19 protein-coding genes are annotated in these 18,924 nt (G+C 71.9%); 8 read left to right on the forward strand and 11 right to left on the reverse strand.

Annotated features, from left to right (window positions below):
• The first annotated feature begins 78 nt into the window (after positions 1 to 78).
• On the forward strand, positions 79 to 969 hold the full coding sequence (locus ACLBXO_RS00160) for a methyltransferase domain-containing protein (RefSeq protein WP_447684118.1): 891 nt from the start codon (positions 79 to 81) through the stop codon (positions 967 to 969).
• Entirely contained in the window at positions 966 to 1,328 is a 363-nt protein-coding gene (locus ACLBXO_RS00165; protein ID WP_447684119.1) for a DUF427 domain-containing protein, read from the forward strand. Before ACLBXO_RS00160 ends, ACLBXO_RS00165 begins: the two co-directional genes overlap by 4 nt.
• Positions 1,329 to 1,346: 18 nt before the next feature.
• Here ACLBXO_RS00165 and ACLBXO_RS00170 read toward each other — a convergent pair whose 3' ends face one another.
• Positions 1,347 to 2,876 carry a DUF6880 family protein gene (locus tag ACLBXO_RS00170; RefSeq protein WP_447684120.1) on the reverse strand — a complete coding sequence of 510 codons (1,530 nt, stop codon included), beginning with the start codon at positions 2,874 to 2,876 and terminating at the stop codon, positions 1,347 to 1,349.
• Positions 2,877 to 2,928: 52 nt separating this feature from the next.
• Positions 2,929 to 3,168, reverse strand: a complete 240-nt coding sequence (locus ACLBXO_RS00175) for a hypothetical protein (RefSeq protein ID WP_020092122.1) — start codon at positions 3,166 to 3,168, stop codon at positions 2,929 to 2,931.
• 139 nt (positions 3,169 to 3,307) lie between these two features.
• On the opposite strand from ACLBXO_RS00175, the gene ACLBXO_RS00180 reads away from it, so the two are divergent.
• A complete protein-coding gene (locus tag ACLBXO_RS00180) occupies positions 3,308 to 3,559 on the forward strand; it encodes a hypothetical protein (RefSeq protein ID WP_331318142.1) in 252 nt (83 codons plus the stop codon).
• A 6-nt stretch (positions 3,560 to 3,565) separates the two neighbouring features.
• Here ACLBXO_RS00180 and fabI read toward each other — a convergent pair whose 3' ends face one another.
• The 4 genes from fabI to fabA all read right to left on the reverse strand — a co-directional run bounded on the left by fabI (position 3,566) and on the right by fabA (position 6,669).
• Positions 3,566 to 4,396, reverse strand: coding sequence for an enoyl-ACP reductase FabI (gene fabI / locus ACLBXO_RS00185; protein ID WP_447684121.1), 831 nt, complete (start codon positions 4,394 to 4,396; stop codon positions 3,566 to 3,568).
• Between the two features lie 188 nt (positions 4,397 to 4,584).
• Positions 4,585 to 4,707, reverse strand: coding sequence for a hypothetical protein (locus ACLBXO_RS00190; RefSeq protein WP_331318138.1), 123 nt, complete (start codon positions 4,705 to 4,707; stop codon positions 4,585 to 4,587).
• A gap of 59 nt (positions 4,708 to 4,766) precedes the next feature.
• Positions 4,767 to 5,993 carry a beta-ketoacyl-ACP synthase I gene (fabB, locus tag ACLBXO_RS00195; RefSeq protein WP_331318137.1) on the reverse strand — a complete coding sequence of 409 codons (1,227 nt, stop codon included), beginning with the start codon at positions 5,991 to 5,993 and terminating at the stop codon, positions 4,767 to 4,769.
• A 139-nt stretch (positions 5,994 to 6,132) separates the two neighbouring features.
• Positions 6,133 to 6,669: a 3-hydroxyacyl-[acyl-carrier-protein] dehydratase FabA gene (gene fabA / locus ACLBXO_RS00200; RefSeq protein WP_331318135.1), complete on the reverse strand. Its 537-nt coding sequence runs from the start codon at positions 6,667 to 6,669 to the stop codon at positions 6,133 to 6,135.
• A 215-nt stretch (positions 6,670 to 6,884) separates the two neighbouring features.
• Between fabA and irr the strand changes: the two genes are divergently transcribed.
• Complete coding sequence (irr, locus tag ACLBXO_RS00205; protein ID WP_012319639.1) at positions 6,885 to 7,400, forward strand: Fur family transcriptional regulator Irr; 516 nt, start codon at positions 6,885 to 6,887, stop codon at positions 7,398 to 7,400.
• A gap of 140 nt (positions 7,401 to 7,540) precedes the next feature.
• On the opposite strand, the gene ACLBXO_RS00210 is transcribed toward irr, so the two are convergent.
• Positions 7,541 to 8,104, reverse strand: a complete 564-nt coding sequence (locus ACLBXO_RS00210; protein ID WP_331318133.1) for an SH3 domain-containing protein — start codon at positions 8,102 to 8,104, stop codon at positions 7,541 to 7,543.
• A 269-nt stretch (positions 8,105 to 8,373) separates the two neighbouring features.
• Between ACLBXO_RS00210 and ACLBXO_RS00215 the strand changes: the two genes are divergently transcribed.
• Entirely contained in the window at positions 8,374 to 9,372 is a 999-nt protein-coding gene (locus tag ACLBXO_RS00215) for a 2-hydroxyacid dehydrogenase (RefSeq protein WP_447684122.1), read from the forward strand.
• Between the two features lie 31 nt (positions 9,373 to 9,403).
• Here the strand turns inward: ACLBXO_RS00215 and ACLBXO_RS00220 are convergent, their stop codons facing one another.
• Entirely contained in the window at positions 9,404 to 10,030 is a 627-nt protein-coding gene (locus tag ACLBXO_RS00220) for a Crp/Fnr family transcriptional regulator (RefSeq protein WP_331318130.1), read from the reverse strand.
• Positions 10,031 to 10,117: 87 nt separating this feature from the next.
• Complete coding sequence (locus ACLBXO_RS00225) at positions 10,118 to 11,467, reverse strand: flavin monoamine oxidase family protein (RefSeq protein WP_447684263.1); 1,350 nt, start codon at positions 11,465 to 11,467, stop codon at positions 10,118 to 10,120.
• A gap of 155 nt (positions 11,468 to 11,622) precedes the next feature.
• Between ACLBXO_RS00225 and ACLBXO_RS00230 the strand changes: the two genes are divergently transcribed.
• From ACLBXO_RS00230 to ACLBXO_RS00240, 3 genes are all read left to right on the forward strand, one after another.
• Positions 11,623 to 12,324 (forward strand): sulfate transporter family protein, encoded by a 702-nt coding sequence (locus ACLBXO_RS00230; protein ID WP_447684123.1) that lies wholly within the window; start codon positions 11,623 to 11,625, stop codon positions 12,322 to 12,324.
• Between the two features lie 101 nt (positions 12,325 to 12,425).
• Entirely contained in the window at positions 12,426 to 13,700 is a 1,275-nt protein-coding gene (locus ACLBXO_RS00235; RefSeq protein WP_447684124.1) for an efflux RND transporter periplasmic adaptor subunit, read from the forward strand.
• 384 nt (positions 13,701 to 14,084) lie between these two features.
• Positions 14,085 to 16,967: an EAL domain-containing protein gene (locus ACLBXO_RS00240; protein ID WP_447684125.1), complete on the forward strand. Its 2,883-nt coding sequence runs from the start codon at positions 14,085 to 14,087 to the stop codon at positions 16,965 to 16,967.
• Positions 16,968 to 17,054: 87 nt separating this feature from the next.
• Here the strand turns inward: ACLBXO_RS00240 and ACLBXO_RS00245 are convergent, their stop codons facing one another.
• Both ACLBXO_RS00245 and ACLBXO_RS00250 read right to left on the reverse strand, forming a co-directional pair.
• Complete coding sequence (locus ACLBXO_RS00245) at positions 17,055 to 18,437, reverse strand: class II 3-deoxy-7-phosphoheptulonate synthase (protein ID WP_331318123.1); 1,383 nt, start codon at positions 18,435 to 18,437, stop codon at positions 17,055 to 17,057.
• Between the two features lie 139 nt (positions 18,438 to 18,576).
• Positions 18,577 to 18,894: an RNA polymerase sigma factor region1.1 domain-containing protein gene (locus ACLBXO_RS00250; protein ID WP_012319648.1), complete on the reverse strand. Its 318-nt coding sequence runs from the start codon at positions 18,892 to 18,894 to the stop codon at positions 18,577 to 18,579.
• Positions 18,895 to 18,924: the final 30 nt, after the last annotated feature.

An 18,924-nucleotide genomic window follows, 5' to 3' on the forward strand; every position in this document is an offset into this window, starting at 1 on the left:
CCAGGATCCTAGCGCAGCTCACGGGACCGTGCGCGGGGACGGTGGCGCGGCGCGATGGCAGATGCCATGTGCGCAGCGATGGATAGTCCCGCCACCCTGTTCGACACGCCCCTCGCCCGCCGCCGCCTCGCCCGCGCTGGGCGCCTCGGCTACCCGGGTTTCCTCCTCGACCGGCTCGCCGAGGATCTGGACGACCGGCTCGGCGCCGTCCTGCGCAGCTTCGTGTCGGTCCTCGACCTCGCGACACCGCGTCCCGTGGTGACCCGGCTGCTCGCCGCCCGCTATCCGGCGGCGCGGCATCTCCGCCTCGCGGCCCTGCCCGAGCCGGGCGGCGAGCTGATCGTCGGCGATCCCGAGGCGCTGCCGCTGGCCGCGGCGAGCCTGGACCTCGCCGTGTCGCTGCTTGCCCTCCACGCCGTGAACGACCTGCCGGGCACGCTGATCCAGCTGCGCCGCGCCCTGCGGCCGGACGGTCTGTTCGTCGGCTGCCTGCTCGGCGGCGCGACGCTGACCGAGCTGCGCCAGAGCTTCGCCCAGGCCGAGAGCGAGGTCGAGGGCGGTGTCAGCCCCCGCGTGGCGCCCTTCGCGGCGGTGCGCGAGGCCGGGGGCCTGCTGCAGCGGGCGGGCTTCGCGCTGCCGGTGGCCGACACCGATACGCTGACGGTGCGTTACGCCGACCCGTTCGGCCTGATGCAAGACCTGCGGGCCATGGGCATGACCAACGCACTCACCGAGCGGCGGCGGACGCCGCTCCGGCGGGCGACGCTCCTGCGCACCGCTGAGATCTACGCCGAGCGGTTCGCCGACCCGGACGGCCGCGTGCGGGCGACCTTCGAGGTGCTGTGGCTCTCGGGCTGGGTCCCGCACGAGACCCAGCAGAAGCCCCTGCGGCCCGGGACCGCGAAGACGCGCCTCGCCGACGCGCTCGGGACCGTCGAGCTGAAGCCCGAGGGAGGAGACACGCCGTGAAGCTGCCCGGACCGGGCCACCCGATCACTGTCGAGCCCGAGCCCCGTCGCGTCCGCGTCGTCGTGGCGGGCGTCGCGGTCGCCGAGACCCGCAACGCCCTGCGGCTTCAGGAAGCCCGGTATCCGCCGGTCTTCTACGTGCCGCGGAGCGATATCCGGGCCGACAGCTTCGTCGCCTCGGCGCGCACGAGCCACTGCCCGTACAAGGGCGACGCCCACTATTTCGACCTCGTCGTCGGCGAGACCCGGCGCCCCGATGCGGTCTGGAGCTACGGGGACCCGTACCCGGCCGTCGCGGCGATCCGCGACCACGTGGCGTTCTACCCGGACCGGGTCGACGCCATCGTGCTGGAGGATTGATCCGGCCGCGGGGCCGGCTCAGTCCCGGACGAGGCTCCAGAACGCCTGCTTGCGGCCGTGCGCCCGTCGCAGCGCCGCGCGGTAGGCCTGCGGATCCGGATCGACGTCGCCGGCCGCGAGGCGATCCGACAGGGCGTCGAGTTCCGCGAGGTAGCGCGCTGCGTGCGGGTAGGCGGCGCTGCGACCGGTCTCGAGGATGGCGTCGAGGAGCCGGCGGTACAGGATCGTCGCGGCCCTGGGATGATCCTGCGCCAGCGCCTCGGCGACCGGCGCCAGCACCGCGTACTGGTCGCCCTGCCAGGTCTCGGGCCGCGCGACGACCAGCGCGGCCGCCCGGCGCGGATCCGGCCAGGCCGCCAGGAAGGCGAGGGCCCGGTGCGGCTCCGGGAAGGCCTCGGCGTGGTCGAGGGCGCGCCGGAGCGCCTCCTCGTCCTCGAAATCCGGAAGCTTGGCGAGGAAAGTGCGCAGCATCGGGGCGTCGAGCTCGCGCTCGAAACGCCCCCAGCGCAGCGCCTGGGCCTCGTCGCCCCGGCCGAGCGCGTCGAGGATCTCGATCTCCAGCGCCTGCCGCTCCCGTTCCGGTCCGCGCAGGTCGAAGCCGGCGACCAGGTCGGCCCGGGTGGCGATGCGCAGACCCGGGTCCTGCATGCGGCGGATCCAGTCCAGCGCCTCGGCGGGGCGCCCGGCGTCGAGGAGCCGCCTGCCGATCGCGCTGCGATTCTCCCGCCCCGGCAGCATCGCGCGTTCCAGAGCGATGAAGGCGTCCGGGTCACCGCGCCGGTCGGCGATGGCCTGCCGCAGGCGCAGGATCTGGATCCGGGCGGCCTGCCGGTGGTGCGTCACCTCCCGCCGGGGATCCCCGGCCTGCGGCAGCACCGCCGCGGCGGCGGCGAGCCGGTCGTCGATCTCGGCGAGCGACGGCTCGGGCAGCGCCGGGATCATGTCGCCGAGGACGGTCCCGAGGGGACCGAACGGATCTGCCGCGAACGGCTCGACGAGCTGGGCTGCCACCCCGGCGGCGTCCTCCGGTGGCAGGGCGCCGGCGATCTCCACGAAGGCCGCGGAGGCGCGGTCGAACACCCCCTGCACCGCGCCGGTGCTGTCGTCCACGCGGTTCAGGACCGCGTCGGCGCCGTCGAGGAAGCGCCGGAGCCGGTCGAGGGCGGCACCCGGATCGAGGGGCCGCAGCTCGTCGAGGATCACCGTCACGGTCGTGTTGAGGTCGGCCGCGAAGGTCCGGCGCTTCTGCCAGTCGATGTAGCCCTGGGCGCCCTCGAGGGCCGTCAACCGCCGGTCGACGATCGCCGCGACGGCCTCCGGGCCCTGGAGCGCGGCGAGCGCGGCGCTCACCAGCTTCTTGAAAGCCGGGTTGCGCCCGGTCTCGCCGAGGATCAGCGCGATCAGCCGGTCCGGGCCGAGCGCCGCCAGCGTCTCCGGTGACGGGGTCGTCCGGCGCGCGCCCTTCGGCAATGCGGGCGCCTTGCGACTGTCCGGCGCCTTGCGGCCAGCCGGCGTCTCGGCCGGGGTCACGCGCCGCGCGCGCGCCACGGGGCCCCCCGTCGTTGCGCCGGATCCCGCATGTCCGGTCCGTCCGCCGCGGCTACTCGACGACCCGGGCGCGGGGCCGGTCGCTGCCCTGCGCGGTCTCGTCGTGCCAGCCACCGGCCTGATCCTGGTAGCGGATCCCCTCGGTCGAGCCGGGGACCTGCTGCTCGGCCGCCGCGGCCTGGGCCGCCTGCAGTGCCTCCTCGCGGCTCGGGAAGGTCTCGGAGAACACGTCGCCGACCTTGTAGGCGAAGCCGCCGTCGTGCTCGACGATGCGATAGGTAACCTCGGACATCACGCCTCCTGTACGCGCCCAATCATCGTTGAGCGCGAACCCGCCGGACGCGCCGCGGTTCCAGCCGACGGGGCCTCGGCCTCCGATCCGCCGGAAAGTGGACCTAGCCCGGCGCGGTCCCGGCACGCAGACGACGACGATGCAGCTTCGCCCGATCCTCGCCCTCGCCCTCCTCCTGGTCGCCCGTCCGGCGAGCGCCGAGGAGGGCTTCCTCGACAAGCTGTTCGGCGGCTCCGGGCGCGGGGCGCCGCCCAACCCCTTCGCGTCTAACTACCCGTCCGCGCCGCCCTCGCCCGAGGAGGCGCGCGCCGCGCGGGAGCGGCGGTCGGTTCGCGGCGCGCGGGGCGCGCCGGCCGGACCCCTGCCCCCGGGACGCATCCCGGAGGAGTGAGGCGCCTCAGGCGTCGCCGACGACGCCGGCCGCGTCCTGCGCCTGCAGCACGTCCGGGCGCGGCATCGAGATGATGTTGTAGCCGGCATCCACGAAGTGGACCTCGCCGGTGACGCCGCCCGAGAGCGGCGACAGCAGGTAGAGGGCCGAACCGCCGACATCCTCGAGGCTGACCGTGCGCCGCAGCGGCGCGTGGGCACGCTGGTGATTGAACATCAGCCGCGCGTCCGCGATGCCGGCACCCGCCAGCGTCCGCATCGGGCCGGCGGAGAGCGCGTTGACCCGGATCCCGTCCGGGCCCAGGTCGCTCGCCAGGTAGCGCACCGAGGCCTCCAGCGCCGCCTTGGCGACGCCCATGACGTTGTAGTTCGGCATCACCCGGGTCGCGCCGCCGTAGGTCAGGGTCAGCAGCGAGCCGCCCTGCTTCATGCGCTTGGCCGCGCGCTGCGCGATCTCGGTGAACGAGAAGCACGAGATCGTCATCGTGCGCACGAAATTCTCGCGCGTCGTCACGTCGACGTAGCGGCCCTTGAGCTGCGCCTTGTCGGAGAAGCCGATGGCGTGGACCACGAAGTCGAGTCCGCCATCGAATCGCCCGTCGAGGGCCTCGAAGGTCGCGTCGACGGAGGCGAGATCCTCGACGTCGCAGGGCAGCACGATGTCCGAATCGAGCTTGGCGGCGAGGGGCGCCACCCGGCGGCCGAGGGCCTCGCCCTGATACGTGAAGGCCAGACGCGCGCCTTGGCCGTGCAGCGCCTTGGCGATTCCCCAAGCGATCGAGTGATCGTTCGCGACGCCCATGATCAGGCCGCGCTTGCCCGCCATCAAACCCGTCATGCCGACTCACATCCTGACCGAGCACGCCGGACCCGCGGAGCGGGCCCGGACCGGGGTCGCGACGAGCGAACCGCGGCAGGCTGCTCTAACGCGGCTCGCGCCGCGCTCCAAACGCGGTGGGGCCTCGGCGGCGGGCGAAAAAAAAACCCCGCCAGCGGGCGGGGCGTCGGGTGGCGTCGCGAACGGGCTCAGAAATGCCCGTCCGTGTGCGAGTCCGCTTCTTCCAGCACGACCTGCTTCGCGTAGATCGCGGCAACGCCGGCGATCATCAGGCCGCCCAGCGTTCCGAAGATGAAAGTCCCCATCGCCACCACCAGATCTCAACAGCGGGTAAACGCCGGCCTTGAGCCGGCGGTTCCGCGCTCGGCGATCAGGCGTCGACGTGCTTCAGGACGAGTGTCGCGTTGGTGCCGCCGAAGCCGAAGGAATTGGTCAGCACGTGGCCGAGCTGCGCGTTGTCGCGGCGCTGCTGCAGGATCGGCATGTCGGCGAAGGCCGGGTCGAGGGTGTCGATATGCGCGCTCTCGCAGATGAAGCCGTTGTTCATCATCAGCAGGCTGTAGATCGCCTCTTGCACGCCGGTGGCGCCCAGGGAGTGACCGGTGAGCGACTTGGTGGCCGAGATCGGCGGGCAATCCTCGCCGCGGCCGAACACCTCGCGGATCGCCTCGATCTCCTTGTCGTCGCCGACGGGCGTCGAGGTGGCGTGCGGGTTGATGTAGTCGATCCGCGCGCCCTTCAGCCCGTCCAGGGCCTGGCGCATGCATCGGACCGCGCCCTCGCCCGACGGCGCGACCATGTCGTGGCCGTCCGAGGTGGCGCCGTAACCCGCGACCTCGCCGTAGATCCGGGCGCCGCGCGCCCTGGCGTGCTCCAGCTCCTCGAGGACGAGCACGCCGGCGCCACCCGCGATGACGAAGCCGTCGCGGTTGGCGTCGTAGGCGCGGGAGGCCCGGGACGGGGTGTCGTTGTACTTGGAGGACATGGCGCCCATGGCGTCGAACAGCACCGACAGGGTCCAGTCCAGATCCTCGCAGCCGCCGGCGAAGATGATGTCCTGCCGGCCGCCCTGGATGATCTCGGCGGCGTTGCCGATGCAGTGATTCGACGTCGCGCAGGCGGAGGAGATCGAGTAGTTCACGCCGCGGATCTTGAACCAGGTCGCCAGTGTCGCCGAGGCGGTCGACGACATCGCCTTCGGCACGGCGAACGGGCCGATGCGCTTGGGCCCCTTGTCCCGCGCGATCGCGGCGGCCTCGACGATCACCCGGGTCGAGGGACCGCCCGAGCCCATGATGATGCCGGTGCGCTCGTTCGAGATGTCGCCCGGCTCCAGGCCGGCATCCTGGATCGCCTGATCCATGGCGACGTGATTCCACGCGGTTCCGCCGCCGTGGAAGCGCATCGCGCGCCGGTCCACCACACCTTCCGGATCGAGGGTGGGCGCGCCGGAGACCTGGCTGCGGAAGCCATGCTCGGCGTAGCTGGCGTCGCGCGCGATGCCCGAGCGGGCCTCGCGCAGGGAGGCGAGCACCTCCTGCGTGTTGTTGCCGATGGACGAGACGATGCCCATCCCGGTGATGACGACACGGCGCATGATGGTGACACTACCTCCGTCGCGGTCCCGGTCGCCCGGGCCGCGTCACGGTCAGCTAAGGTGACGCGGACACAATCTCAACCGCCGAGACCGTCCGGCGTTGCGGCCAAGCCGCGAACCGGACGCGCGGCGGCGCGGCTCAGCTCTGGAACAGGCCGACCCGCATGTCCTGGACCTGATAGACGCGCTCGCCGTCCGCCTCGAGCCAGCCGTCGCCGATGCCGAGCACGAGCTTGCCCTGCCGAACCCGCTTCACGTCGACATTGTAGACGACCTTCTTCATCGTCGGCAGCACTTGGCCGGCGAGCTTCACCTCGCCCACGCCCAGGGCGCGGCCGCGGCCCGGCGAGCCGAGCCAGCCGAGATGGAAGCCCAGCATCTGCCAGAGGGCATCGAGGCCGAGGCAGCCCGGCATCACCGGGTCGCCCTGGAAATGGCAGGGGAAGAACCAGAGGTCCGGCCGGATGTCGAGCTCGGCCGTCACATGCCCCTTCCCGTGGGCGCCGCCTTCGGTCCCGATGGACGTGATCCGGTCGAACATCAGCATCGGCGGCAGCGGTAACTGCGCGTTGCCCGATCCGAAGAGTTCGCCGCGCCCGCAGGCCAGAAGATCCTCGTAGGAATAGTGCGACCGGCGGCTCGCACCCTGCGCTTGTGTCTCGGCGTCTGGCGGCATTGCGTTGGCTGTTTCCTCGGAGATGCGCGATCTTCGCGTCGCGGGCGACTATACTCGGCCCGTCGGCTGGCGCGCGGGTTAGCACGGGGCGCCGCGCCTTCAAAGCCTGCAACCGCAGGCGTGCGGCGACGCTCGGGTTGCGACTGTCCGACCACTTCAATATACTGAGGGGACATCCGTTCCTTCAGGCCCCTCGTCGAGCGTTCAGTCCAGCGATGTCCGAACCGGTGCCATTCCAGGCCGTCTTCAACGGCCGGGTCCCAGCCCCCCAGTTGGAGGCCAACGGGACTCCGCGCCGCGGCTGCCCGCTGTCCGACCTGCGCGACCGGCTGCGTCGGGCCGGATTGCGGCCGACGCGGCAGCGCCTGTCCCTGGGTTGGCTGCTCTTCGGTCGCGGCGACCGCCACCTGACGGCGGAGATGCTCTACGACGAGGCAATGCGCGCCAAGGTGCCGGTGTCGCTGGCGACGGTCTACAACACCCTGCACCAGTTCACCGAGGCGGGGCTCCTGCGCCAGCTCGCGCTGGACGGGTCGAAGGCCTATTTCGACACGAACCCGACCGAGCACCACCATTTCTACCTGGAGGACGAGAGCCAGGTGATCGACATGCCGGATTGCGGCATCACGGTCGATTCGCTGCCCGAGGCGCCCGAGGGTATGGAGATCGCCGGGGTCGAGGTGATCGTGCGCCTGCGTCGCAGCCGCCCGGCGGGCCGCCGTCAGGGCTGAAGCGGCGCCAGCAGGTTCGGAGAACGACGCGAGGCCCGGCATCGTCCGGGCCCTCGCTTTTTCGGGCTGCCGCCGTGGCGGGAGCAGGCACGTCACGGCATCCGCAGTGACGGGCGGCGGATGTCGGGTCGCCCGGGCCGCTACTCCACGACCTCGTTCGGGTAGACGCCCCACAGGCGATTCTGGCGGATGTAGCCGTCGACGTCCCGCTTGTTCGGCAGCGCGACGATCATGCGGCACCACGTGCCGGTGCAGCTCTTGACGCTGCCGATCACGCCGGTCTGGAGCTTGGCCTCGTCGTCGGCGCCGTCATCGGCCTTGGCCCGCAGCGACACGGCCGCCTTCTCGACGCCCTTGTCGGGGCCGGCATTCACGATGGCGGTGCGGCGTCCGGACAGCAGGGAGTGCAGCACCCAGCCCTCGGTGCCTTCCGAATCGCGGATCCGGCGCCAGGTCTCGAACTCGCCCACGATCTCGACCGGCAGGCCGGCCCGCTGGAACACCCAGAGCGTCCGGTGATCCTTCGAGGGACCTTCGCGAAGATTGACGCGATCGGTCTTCAGGCTGGCGTAGCGGGGCAGCGGCAGCTTGGTCACCGGCCCGACCCCGGCCTCGGGGCCTGCGGGCGGCGCCGCGCGGGCGCCGGTCGCGAGACCGCCGGCCAGCACCGCCGCGACGGCGAGGCTGAGGCGTGACACGCGCATGGTCGTCTCCCTATCCAGACGTGGCGTTGCTGGGCGCCGGACATGTCGAAAGCGGGGCCGGTTCGACGCGCGGACCGGTCCGCATCCGATTGTGTTCCGGCCCACCTCTGGTAGAGAGGCCGACGGGTCGGAACAGGCTCCGGAACCGGCGCCCGTGACCGATCCTGTCTGGCCGAGTTCGGTTAACGGACGCTTGCGGGACGCGGTCCGGGCGGGTGCCGCCGGGCGCGAGCCGCAATCAGGGCCGCGAGGCTGACGGGGAGAGAGACGTGTCGAAGCGCAAGCCGCTGGTGGTCGTGACGCGGCGCCTGCCGGATGCCGTCGAGACGCGGATGCGCGAGCTGTTCGACGTCCGGCTCAATTCCGAGGACGCGCCGATGGCGGCCGACGCCGTGGCGTCGGCGCTGCGCGAGGCCGACGTCCTCGTTCCCACCGTCACCGACGAGATCGATGCCGGTCTGATCGCCCAGGCCGGCCCGAACCTCCGCCTGATCGCCAATTTCGGCAACGGCGTCGATCACATCGACGTGGCGGCGGCGCTGGAGCGCGGCATCACGGTCACCAACACGCCGGGCGTGCTGACTGAGGACACCGCCGACATGACGATGGCGCTGATCCTCGCCGTGGCCCGCCGGGTCACCGAGGGCGCGCGGATCATCCCGGACGACGAGTGGACCACCGGCTGGTCGCCGACCTGGATGCTGGGCCGGCGCATCACCGGCAAGCGCCTCGGCATCGTGGGCATGGGCCGGATCGGCCAGGCGCTGGCCAAGCGCGCCCGCGCCTTCGGCCTGCAGGTGCACTACCACAATCGCCGCCGCGTGCCGGCCGCGATCGAGAGCGCGCTGGACGCGACCTACTGGGAATCCCTCGACCAGATGCTGGCGCGCGTCGACATCGTCTCGGTGAATTGCCCGCACACGCCCGCGACCTACCATCTGCTCTCGGCGCGGCGCCTCAAGCTGCTCAAGCCCGAGGCGATCGTGGTCAACACCGCCCGCGGCGAGGTGATCGACGAGAACGCCCTGGCGCGCCTGATCGAGGGCGGCGAGATCTCGGCGGCCGGTCTCGACGTGTTCGAGCAGGAGCCCGCCGTCAGCCCGCGGCTCGTCAAGCTCGCCCGCCAGGGCAAGGTCGTCCTCCTGCCCCACATGGGCTCGGCGACCTACGAGAGCCGCACCGACATGGGCGAGAAGGTCATCATCAACATCAAGACCTTCATGGACGGCCACCGGCCGCCGGATCGCATCCTGCCGAGCATGCTCTGAGCGGCCGCCTCCGGGCGGCGAAAGGGGCGCGTCACAGCGCGTCGCCGGTCACCGCCTGAGGCTTGGACATGCCCTGCACGCCCTGGAAGAGCCGCTCGCTGGTCAGCTTCAGGAAGTAGAACCCGAATTCGGGGTTCTGGTAGTAGAGCTGCTTCACGTCCGAGTAGGACACGCACAGCGCGTGGCCCGCCTCGACGCAGACCAACGAGGCGGTGCGGGCGTTGCCCGGCGAAAGGAGCCCCAGCTCTCCGACGATGCCGCCCTGGCGCACCTCCAGGTCGACCTCCGGGATCCGGAACACGCCGCTCTCGATGTAGTACATCTCGGTGGCGAGTTCGCCCTTGCGGAACACCACCTCGCCGACGCCGAACGGGCGTCGGGAGCCGAAGGGCCGGAGCCATTCCAGGGACAGGTCGTTCTCGGCGGCGGTCTCCACGTCGCGGACGAGGCGCAGCATCTGCCAGAGCCGGTAGGCGTTGAACGGCATCTGGATCAGTTCGGTCAGCACGACCGGCATGCTGCCGATCATGATGCCGTAGGTGATCACGGCGCAGCTCGCGCAGAGCGAGATGATCCGCAGCGGTATCATCGTGCTCATGGCCGTCGCCGAGATGGTCAGCGCCGTCCCGAGATAGCCGATGCCCTCGACCCAATCCATCGCCGCCCCCTGAAGCGTTTCGGCCGGGGGATGCCTGTCTTGTCCGGCCGCGGCAAGCGCCCCGGCCGATTCCGGGGCCTGCCCGGCTCAGCCTGTGCCTGCCCGGATACGCGTGCCGGCGCCGCTCTGGACGGTGGCGGACACGGCCTCCGCGGCCCGGACGCCCTCCGCGTAGGCGCCGCCGACGGTGCCCCACTGCTCCCGGGACAGGGCCTCGCCGGCGAACCAGACCGTGTCGGCGACGGCGGCGCAGAGGGTCTGCCGCGCCGGCGCGTGGCCCGGCGGGACCACGGCCCACGAGCCGCGCGACCACCGGTCGTGGCGCCACGCGCTCACCGCCGGGATCGCCAGGTCGCGCAGCCGCGCCCGGCCGAAATGCTCGCCCAGGACCGCGCGGACATGGCGGCGCACGCCGTCCGCGCCGGATCCCGCGGCGTCGATCGCCGCCGCCTCGTGCAGGTCGAGCTCGTAGTAGTGGAACGGCGTATCGTCGATGCGGGTGAGGAGGCCCGGCGGGGCGCGCCGCCCGCCTCGGATCGCCGCCAGCCGGTCGCGGCCGCGGAACGGGCTCGACGGCCAGTGCAGCACCGCGTGCTCGTAGATGCCGGTGGTGAAGCCGTCGATGGCGGCGCGGACCGTGTTCGGAAGAGGCGGCGTGAAGGCAGGCCCGTCGCGCAACACCATCATCGGCACCGTCACGATCACCGCGCGGGCAGCGTAGACGGTCCCGTCCGCGCCGGTCGCGCGGACGCCGCCGTTCGACCAGTCGATGCGCGTCACCGGGGTCGCGAGCGCCACCGGCAGGCCGTCCGCCAGGCGGGCGAGATAGCTGCCGTAGCCGTCGGCCAGGAAGTAGTTGTCGCCGTACTCCATGCTGGGGAAGTCGTGGAGCGAGACCTCCGCCAGCGGCCGACCCGAGACCAGGCCGTGGACCTGCGCGACCCGGCCTCCCCATGCGCCGAGCCCGGGCGGCAGGGCGCTGGCGGCCGGCCGGTCCGGTCCGGGCCGCGCGGCGCCGCGTGTCATGGCGCGGTCCGCGCGGTCGAAGGCGCGCCCGTTGGCCCGGACGTCGCCGCCGCCGCCCGGTCGGCCCCCGACCCAGACGTGGCTCTCCTGCGCGGCCCGGCGGAGCCGCTCGCCGCGCGCACGGCCGAGCGCCACGAGGGGATTGATCGGCCCGGCATGGAGCCAGTGGGCGCCGAGATCGAGGGCGTGGCCGCGCAGGGACACCGTCACGGCGCGGCCGCCGACGCGGTCCCGCGCCTCCAGCACCGCGACGGACACGCCCCGGGCCGCGAGGGTCCGGGCCGCGCCGATGCCGGCGGCACCGGCGCCGATCACCAGCACCTCCGGCCGCTCAGGGAGCGGCGCGAGGCGCGGCCTGTAGGCGGGCCGGACGACCGGGTCGACCCACCGGCGATCGGGCGCCCGCGGCACCGCGACCTGTCCTGTCGTGTCCTGTCCTGTCGTGTCCTGCACGCGTGCTCCCCGCACCCTGACGCCCCTGCGACGGATCCCGATCTTGCGCCGGTCTCCGCACCGCTCCACAACGCGCCAGCGCCGCTTCCGGCGCAGGCCGGAATTCTCGCCCGATGCTCGTCGAGTCCGCCGCGGCGGCGCTGCGCCAGACCTTCTCGCCGCCGCTGCGCGCGATCCTGTGGAAATCTCTCGGTCTGACGGTCGGGCTCCTGCTCCTGATCTGGCTCGGCCTGACCCGGCTGATCCAGGCGTTCCAGGCGAGCCACCACATCTCCGCCCAGTACCCGATCCTCGACAGCCTCGCCTACTACCTCGCGGGGTTCGGTCTGGTCGTGGCCCTCGCGTACCTGATGCCGGCGGTCTCGATCCTGGTGGCGGGCTTCTTCCTGGACGACGCGGCCGAGATCGTCGAACGCACCGATTTCCCGAACGAGCCGCCCGGACGCGCCATGCCGTTCGGAACCGCCATGCTCAACGCCCTGCGCTTCGCCGGCGTGACGCTGCTGGTGAACCTCGCGGCCCTGGTCATCTTCTTCGTCCCGGTGATCGGGATCGCGGCCTTCTTCGCCGCCAACGCCTACCTGCTGTCCCGCGAGTACTTCGAGATGGCGGCGGCCCGGTTCAGACCCCTCCCCGAGGCCGCCGAGATGCGCCGCGCCTTCTCGCTCCGGACGCTCGGCGCCGGGTGCCTGCTGGCCGGCCTGATGATCGTCCCGGTCCTCAACCTGCTGACGCCCCTCTTCGGGATCGCCCTGATGGTCCACCTGCACAAGCGTCTCAGCCGGCGCCTGCTGCTGGCCGGGCCGGGACGCTAGGCCGGCGCGCCGATGCGGCCAATGCACACGCTGGCGGCCTCGGCCGCCGGCCGCTACCTTCGCGGTGACCGGGCCGGATGTCCGGGGCGGAGAGCCCATCGATGAAGGCGCACGACGCGGGCGCAGATGTTCCTCCGCCGCCCGGCAAGGCTCCGTTCCTGCTGGTCGGCCTCGCCGGCCTCGGCCTGCTCGCCTGGGGGGCCTACGGTCACTGGCAGCGCGACGTGGAGGCGACCGCGACGCTGGAGCGGATCAAGACCCTCGTGCCGCAGGTGCGCACCGTCGCGGCCGAGCGGGCCGAGGGCCCCCTCGATCTCGTGCTCCCCGGCGAGATCCAGGCCTTCACCACGGCGGCGATCGCCGCGCGCGCCACCGGATACATCGCCGAACGGCGGGTCGACATCGGATCCCGCGTCAAGGCGGGCGATCTCCTCCTGCGCATCGCCGCACCGGATCTCGACCAGCAGCTCGCCCAGGCCCAGGCGCAGGTCGGCCAGCTGAAGGCGCAGCTGCTCCAGGCGCAGGCGCAGGTCGAGCAGGCCCGCGCCAACGTCAACCTCGCCAACCTCACCAACAACCGCACCAGCACCCTGGCCGTGCAGGGCTGGGCCTCGCGGCAGAACGCCGACAACACCCAGGCGGGCGTGCTCAGCCAAGCCGCCGCGCTCGCCGCCGCCGAGGCGGGCGTCAAGGTCGCCACCGCCAACATCAAGGCGCAGGAGGCCGTCGTCGACCGCCTGAAGGCGCTCACCGCCTTCGAGCGGGTCGTGGCCCCGTTCGACGGGGTCGTGACCGTCCGCAACGTCGATGTCGGCGATCTCGTCCGGGCCGACAATGGCGGCACGCCGCTCCTGAGCGTGGATCAGGACAGCCTGCTGCGCATCACCGTCAACGTGCCGCAGAAGGATGCCGTCGGCGTCAAACCCGGCCTCCGGGCCGAGATCACCGTGCCGCAGATGCCGGGGCGGCGATTCGACGGCTTCGTGGAGCGGAGCTCCGTCGCGCTGAACGCGGCGTCGCGCACGCTGACCACCCAGGTGGACGTCCCCAACGCCGACCGGGCACTGCGGGCCGGGCTCTACGCCTACGTCACCCTCAAGATCCCCCGGGCCGAGCCCGGCGTGACGATCCCCGCCGAGGCGACGGTGTTCAGGGGCAATGACCTCAGGGTCGCCACCCTCGGCGACGACGACCGGGTCACGTGGCAGACGATCCGCGTGCGGCGCGATCTCGGGCGCACGCTGGAACTCGAATCCGGGCTGCCCGCCGACAGCCGGATCATCTACAGCCCCGCCCCGGATCTGCGCGACGGCCAGTCGGTGGAGCCCCTGAAATCGCCGCAGCCACCCGGGCCGCTCCGGTCGGCCCAGCGGTGACCGCCGGGATCGTCCCGGCCCGGTGGCCGCGCGCCACACGCCGGTCGAGTCACCGGCACGGATACGGCCCCCGGCCCGCGCGATACCGGTCGGAAAGCGTGTATCGTGCCGACGACGTGAGCAGCGCACGCGCGGCGCGTCCGGGTGCGGTGCTCAAATGCGCGCCGATCAAGATGAAACTTTGCGCCGGATCGACGGCATCCCCCCGCGTGCAGAAACGCGGTGCGGAAGATCTCACCGCGGGGTCGGTCGACTGCCCCGGATCTGGCGATTGCTGCGCGACGGTCGTGCGCGACTGATCTGAGATCTCAAGGCCGCGGACTCATTGCCTCTTAACATGTGCCATTTATCGCTGGCCGGACGTGTGACCCTGCGACCGGTGCGATGCGAGACCCCGACACGCCGACGGATAGCGGAGACCGAGCCGGGCGCTCCCGCTCGGCCGTGACGCTGACGGGCCGCGTCACGACGATCCGCGCCGCGGTCGGTGCCGCGTTCCTCTGCATCGGCCTCCTCCTCGGCGCGCTCGCCCTGTCGGCAGGCGCGGCGATCACGCAGGTCGGCACGCTCGTCACCCGGACCTACGACGAATCCCTGACGTCGATCAGCTTCGCCCGCGCTGCGGCGGCCGACTTCGCCAAGATGCGCACGATCCTCATCCGCCGGATGCAATCCCGAGACGGTGCCGAGGCGGCGAAGCGGGATGCGGACATCACGGATCTCTCGGCGGTCCTGGCCGAGGATCTCACCATCGCGGCCGAGCGTGCCCAGTCCGAGCGGGCGTCGCGGACGGCCGAGGCCGTCCAGGCCGGCGTGGCGTCCTGGGAGAGCCTGCGCCGCGCCCTCGACCCCGTGACGGTGCGGCCGGATCAGGCAGCGGCGCTCGAGCGGCAGGCCGATACCGTCGAGGGCCAGATCGATCTCCTGATCAACGTCATGGCCGGTGACGGATTCACCTTCCGGCAGGCGGCGCGGCAGCGCGTGCTGGGCGTTGTGCGATGGCACGCCGTCACGGCAGCCCTCGTGATCGTCGCCTGCGGGCTGATTGCCTGGCTGCTCACCCGCCGCATCAGCGGGTCGGTGAGCGCGGCGGCCGAGGCGGCCGAACGGATCGCGGGCGGCCATCTCGATGATCGGATCCCCACGGGCGGTCGCGACGGGCTGAGCCGGCTCCTGAACGCCGTCGCGGCGATGCGGTCGACCATCCGGGCGCTGACGCTGCGCGAGGTCGATCAGCGCCGGGGTGCCGAGGCGCTGGTGACGGACGCGCTGCAGACGTCGCGCGAAGGCGTCGTGGTCGTCGATGCCGACGGCCGGATCGCCCTGGCCAACGCGCAGGCCCAGCGCTTCTTCGACGGGCTCGGCGATGCCATCGAGGTCGGTCTGTCCCTGACGCGGATCGCGGACCTGCCGGCGGACCATCGCCGGGATGTTCTGGAGGATTGTGTCCGGGCCCTGTCGCGGGACGGCGACGTCCGGCTCGCCGACGGCCGCTGGCTGCGCGTGAGCCGCAGCGCCACCCGGCAAGGCGGCTTCATCGCGGTGTGCAGCGATATCAGCGTGCTCAAGGAGCAGGAGGATCGCCTCACCCAGTCCAACCTGCGCCTCGATGCAGCCCTCGACACCATGTCCCAGGGGCTCTGCCTATACGACGCGCAGACCCGGCTCATGGTGGTGAATCGGCGCTACAGCGAGATCTACGGCCTGCCGCCCGGCGCGGTCGTGCCCGGCATGACGGCGCTCGAGGTCCTGAGCGCCAGCCTCGCCGCCGGCAACCATCCCGGCTGCGATCTCGAAGCGTTGCTGCGCCAGCAGCGGGACGCCTTCAGCAACGGCGCCTGGCAGACGCATTTTCAGGAACTGAGCAACGGTCGCATCGTCGCCATCGACCGGCGCGAGGCCGCCGATGGCGGTTTCGTGGCCACCTATGAGGACGTCACCGAGCGCCGTCGGGCCGAGGCCCGCATCGTCTTCATGGCGCATCACGACATGCTGACCGGTCTTCCCAACCGGGTGGCGGTGGGGCAGCAGATCGACGTGGCCGTGGCCCAGGCCGGGCGCGACCAGGGTTTCGCGGTCTTCGCCATCGACCTCGACGACTTCCGGCCGGTCAACGAGACTCTGGGCCACGGGGTCGGCGACGAGCTGCTCGTCGCGGTCGCGAACCGGCTCACGGCCTGCGTTCGCGAGATCGACTGCGTCGCGCGCCTCGGAGCGGACGAGTTCATCGTGGTCCAGCGCGGCGTCGACCGGCCCGAGGACGCCGCCATCCTCGCCCGCCGCATCATCGAGGTGGTCAGCGCGCCCTACAGCCTCACGCACCACACGATCAGCGTCGGGCTCACCATCGGCATCACCCTCGCCCCGAGCGACGGGTCGAACGCCGACAAGCTCCTGAAGAACGCCGAGGTCGCCCTCGATCGGGGCAAGGCCGAGGCGCGCGGCGCGTTCCGCTTCTTCGAGCCGGCCATGGATGCCCGCCTCAGAGCCCGGCGGATCATGGAGCGCGACCTACGCGACGCTCTCGCCCGGGAGGCGTTCGAGGTCTACTACCAGCCGATCTACAGTCTCGAGACGGACCGGATCTGCGGCTTCGAGGCGCTGCTGCGCTGGAACCACCCGGTCCGCGGCTTCGTCTCGCCGGCCGAGTTCATCCCGGTCGCCGAGGAGCTCGGGCTGATCGTGCCGCTCGGCGAGTGGGTGCTGCGTCGCGCCTGCGAGGAGGCCGCCCGCTGGCCGGACGAGCTCAAGGTCGCCGTCAACGTCTCGGCCGTGCAGTTCACCTCGGCGAGCCTCGTGACCGCCGTGCGCGAGGCGCTGCGGCGCACCGGGCTACCGGGCCGGCGCCTGGAGCTGGAGATCACCGAGACGGTGCTGGTGGCCAATCCGGGTGCGACGACGGCGATCCTGCACAGCCTGCGCGCGCTGGGCGTGCGCGTGGCGATGGACGATTTCGGCACCGGCTACTCGTCGCTCAGCTACCTGCGCTCGTTCCCGTTCGACAAGATCAAGATCGACCAGTCCTTCGTGCGCGACCTCTGCGTGAAGGACGGGACCGACTTCATCGTGCGGGCGGTGATCGGCCTCGGTGCCAGCCTCGGCATGACGACGACGGCCGAGGGCGTCGAGACGGAGGCGCAGCTCGCGCGGCTGCGCGCCGAGGGCTGCGACGAGGTCCAGGGCTACCTGTTCAGCCGCGCCGTCCCCGTCTCGGAGGTCGCGTCGGTCATCCACCGCTGGAACGGCGCGCGCCGGGCGATCGCCTGACCACCGCCGCGTCCGGCGCCGCGCGCTGTCCCCGCGCGGGGACGGCGCGCGTCACCGGCCGGCCGGCTAGCCGGCCGGAGGTCCGCCCTACTCGGCCGCGTCGAGGCGCGGGCGCTCCACGTGGCTGCGCTCGGCCTTCACCAGCTCGGCCGTGCGGAACGCCACCTCCAGCGCCTGCTCCGCGTTGAGGCGCGGGTCGCAATAGGTGTGGTAGCGGTCCTGCAGGTCGTCGGCCGTCAGCGCCCGGGCGCCACCCGTGCACTCGGTCACGTCCTTGCCGGTCATCTCCAGGTGGATGCCGCCCGCGAATGTGCCCTCGGCCCGGTGGACGCCGAAGAAGCCCTCGATCTCCTGCATCACCCGCTCGAACGGCCGGGTCTTGTAGCGACCGGCCGGGATCGTGTTGCCGTGCATCGGATCGCAGATCCACACGACCGAGCGCCCTTCCCGCTCGACCGCCCGGATCAGCGCCGGCAGGTGGTCGCCCACCTTGTCGGCGCCGAAGCGGCAGATCAGGCTCAGGCGCCCCGGCTCGTTCTCCGGGTTGAGCAGGTCGATGAGCCGGATCAGGCCTTCCGCCTTCATGGACGGGCCGCACTTCAGGCCGATCGGGTTCTTGATGCCGCGGGCGTACTCGACGTGAGCGTGGTCCGGCTGCCGGGTCCGGTCGCCGATCCAGAGCATGTGGCCGGAGGTCGCGTACCAGTCGCCGGTCGTCGAATCGACGCGGGTCAGCGCCTCCTCGTAGCCGAGCAGCAGAGCCTCGTGGCTGGTGTAGAAATCGGTGGTCCGCACCTCAGGGTGCGTCTCTGGGTTGATGCCGATCGCCCGCATGAAGTCGAGCGCGTCGGTCATGCGGCCGGCCACGTCCTGGTAGCGCGAGGATTGCGGCGAATCCTTCACGAAGCCCAGCATCCAGCGATGCGCGTTCTCTAGGTTCGCGTAGCCGCCGGTGGCGAAGGCGCGCAGCAGGTTCAGCGTCGCGGCCGACTGCCGGTAGGCCTCGAGCTGCCGGCGGGGATCCGGAACCCGCGCCTCCTCCGAGAAGCCGATGCCGTTGACGATGTCGCCGCGGTAGCTCGGCAGGCTCACGCCGTCGAGGGTCTCGGTCGGCGACGAGCGCGGCTTGGCGAACTGCCCGGCGATGCGCCCGACCTTCACCACCGGCGAGCCGCCCGCGAAGGTCAGCACCATCGCCATCTGCAGGAAAACCCGGAAGAAGTCGCGGATGTTGTCGGCGGAGTGCTCGTCGAAGCTCTCGGCGCAGTCGCCGCCCTGGAGCAGGAAGGCCTGGCCCGCGGCGACGCGCCCGAGCGCGGCCTTCAGCTTGCGGGCCTCGCCGGCAAAGACCAAAGGCGGAAAGCTCGCGATCTGCGACTCGACGGCACCCAGGGCGGCGGCGTCCGGATAGGCCGGGACCTGCTCGATCGGCAGATGCCTCCAGCTCTTCGGTGTCCAACGCTCGCCCATGACCTCTCTCCGCGCACCCCTTCGTGCGATCGCGCTCGACGCGCGAAGCGCGGCTTATAGAGAGGTTCCCGCGGACATGCGAGTGCCGCGAACAGTGGGCAGGCGCGTCCCGGCGTCGGGTCTCGAGCCAAGCCTCGGGTCAGGCCTCGCCGTCCTCGACCTCAATCCCGTGCTCGGCCAGGATCCAGAAGATCGCCTCCAGATCCTCGGCCGACACGTCCCGGGGCGGCAGCGCCTCCTCCAGGTCGTCGTAGGTCAGGTTGCGGCTGCGCTGGGCCTCCGCTTTGGCGAGGAGGCGGTCGATCGCCTGCCGGATATCCGGTGAGAGGGCCTCGTGGCTCGGTGGCCGGTGGAAGGCCGGCCGCAGCGCGTCCTCCAGCAGGCCGTCGATGACCGCCTGCCGCCGCGCGTGCGCGTCGTCCTCGCGTCGTCCCTTGCCAGTGCCCTGCTTGCCCATGACCCTGATATGGCTCGGTCGCGCACCGCG

It is taken from the genome of Methylobacterium sp. C33D (assembly GCF_053345825.1).

Bases quoted from the DNA above. Each gene is read 5' to 3' on its own strand.
- fabA (WP_331318135.1), bottom strand. From the start codon at position 6,669: ATGCCGCCAGACGCCGAGACACAAGCGCAGGGTGCGAGCCGCCGGTCG.
- ACLBXO_RS00180 (WP_331318142.1), top strand. From the start codon at position 3,308: ATGCAGCTTCGCCCGATCCTCGCCCTCGCCCTCCTCCTGGTCGCCCGT.
- ACLBXO_RS00245 (WP_331318123.1), bottom strand. From the start codon at position 18,437: ATGGGCGAGCGTTGGACACCGAAGAGCTGGAGGCATCTGCCGATCGAG.
- ACLBXO_RS00240 (WP_447684125.1), top strand. From the start codon at position 14,085: ATGCGAGACCCCGACACGCCGACGGATAGCGGAGACCGAGCCGGGCGC.
- ACLBXO_RS00160 (WP_447684118.1), top strand. From the start codon at position 79: ATGGATAGTCCCGCCACCCTGTTCGACACGCCCCTCGCCCGCCGCCGC.
- irr (WP_012319639.1), top strand. From the start codon at position 6,885: ATGTCCGAACCGGTGCCATTCCAGGCCGTCTTCAACGGCCGGGTCCCA.
- ACLBXO_RS00210 (WP_331318133.1), bottom strand. From the start codon at position 8,104: ATGCGCGTGTCACGCCTCAGCCTCGCCGTCGCGGCGGTGCTGGCCGGC.
- ACLBXO_RS00235 (WP_447684124.1), top strand. From the start codon at position 12,426: ATGAAGGCGCACGACGCGGGCGCAGATGTTCCTCCGCCGCCCGGCAAG.
- fabB (WP_331318137.1), bottom strand. From the start codon at position 5,993: ATGCGCCGTGTCGTCATCACCGGGATGGGCATCGTCTCGTCCATCGGC.
- ACLBXO_RS00220 (WP_331318130.1), bottom strand. From the start codon at position 10,030: ATGGATTGGGTCGAGGGCATCGGCTATCTCGGGACGGCGCTGACCATC.
- ACLBXO_RS00175 (WP_020092122.1), bottom strand. From the start codon at position 3,168: ATGTCCGAGGTTACCTATCGCATCGTCGAGCACGACGGCGGCTTCGCC.
- ACLBXO_RS00250 (WP_012319648.1), bottom strand. From the start codon at position 18,894: ATGGGCAAGCAGGGCACTGGCAAGGGACGACGCGAGGACGACGCGCAC.
- fabI (WP_447684121.1), bottom strand. From the start codon at position 4,396: ATGACGGGTTTGATGGCGGGCAAGCGCGGCCTGATCATGGGCGTCGCG.
- ACLBXO_RS00230 (WP_447684123.1), top strand. From the start codon at position 11,623: ATGCTCGTCGAGTCCGCCGCGGCGGCGCTGCGCCAGACCTTCTCGCCG.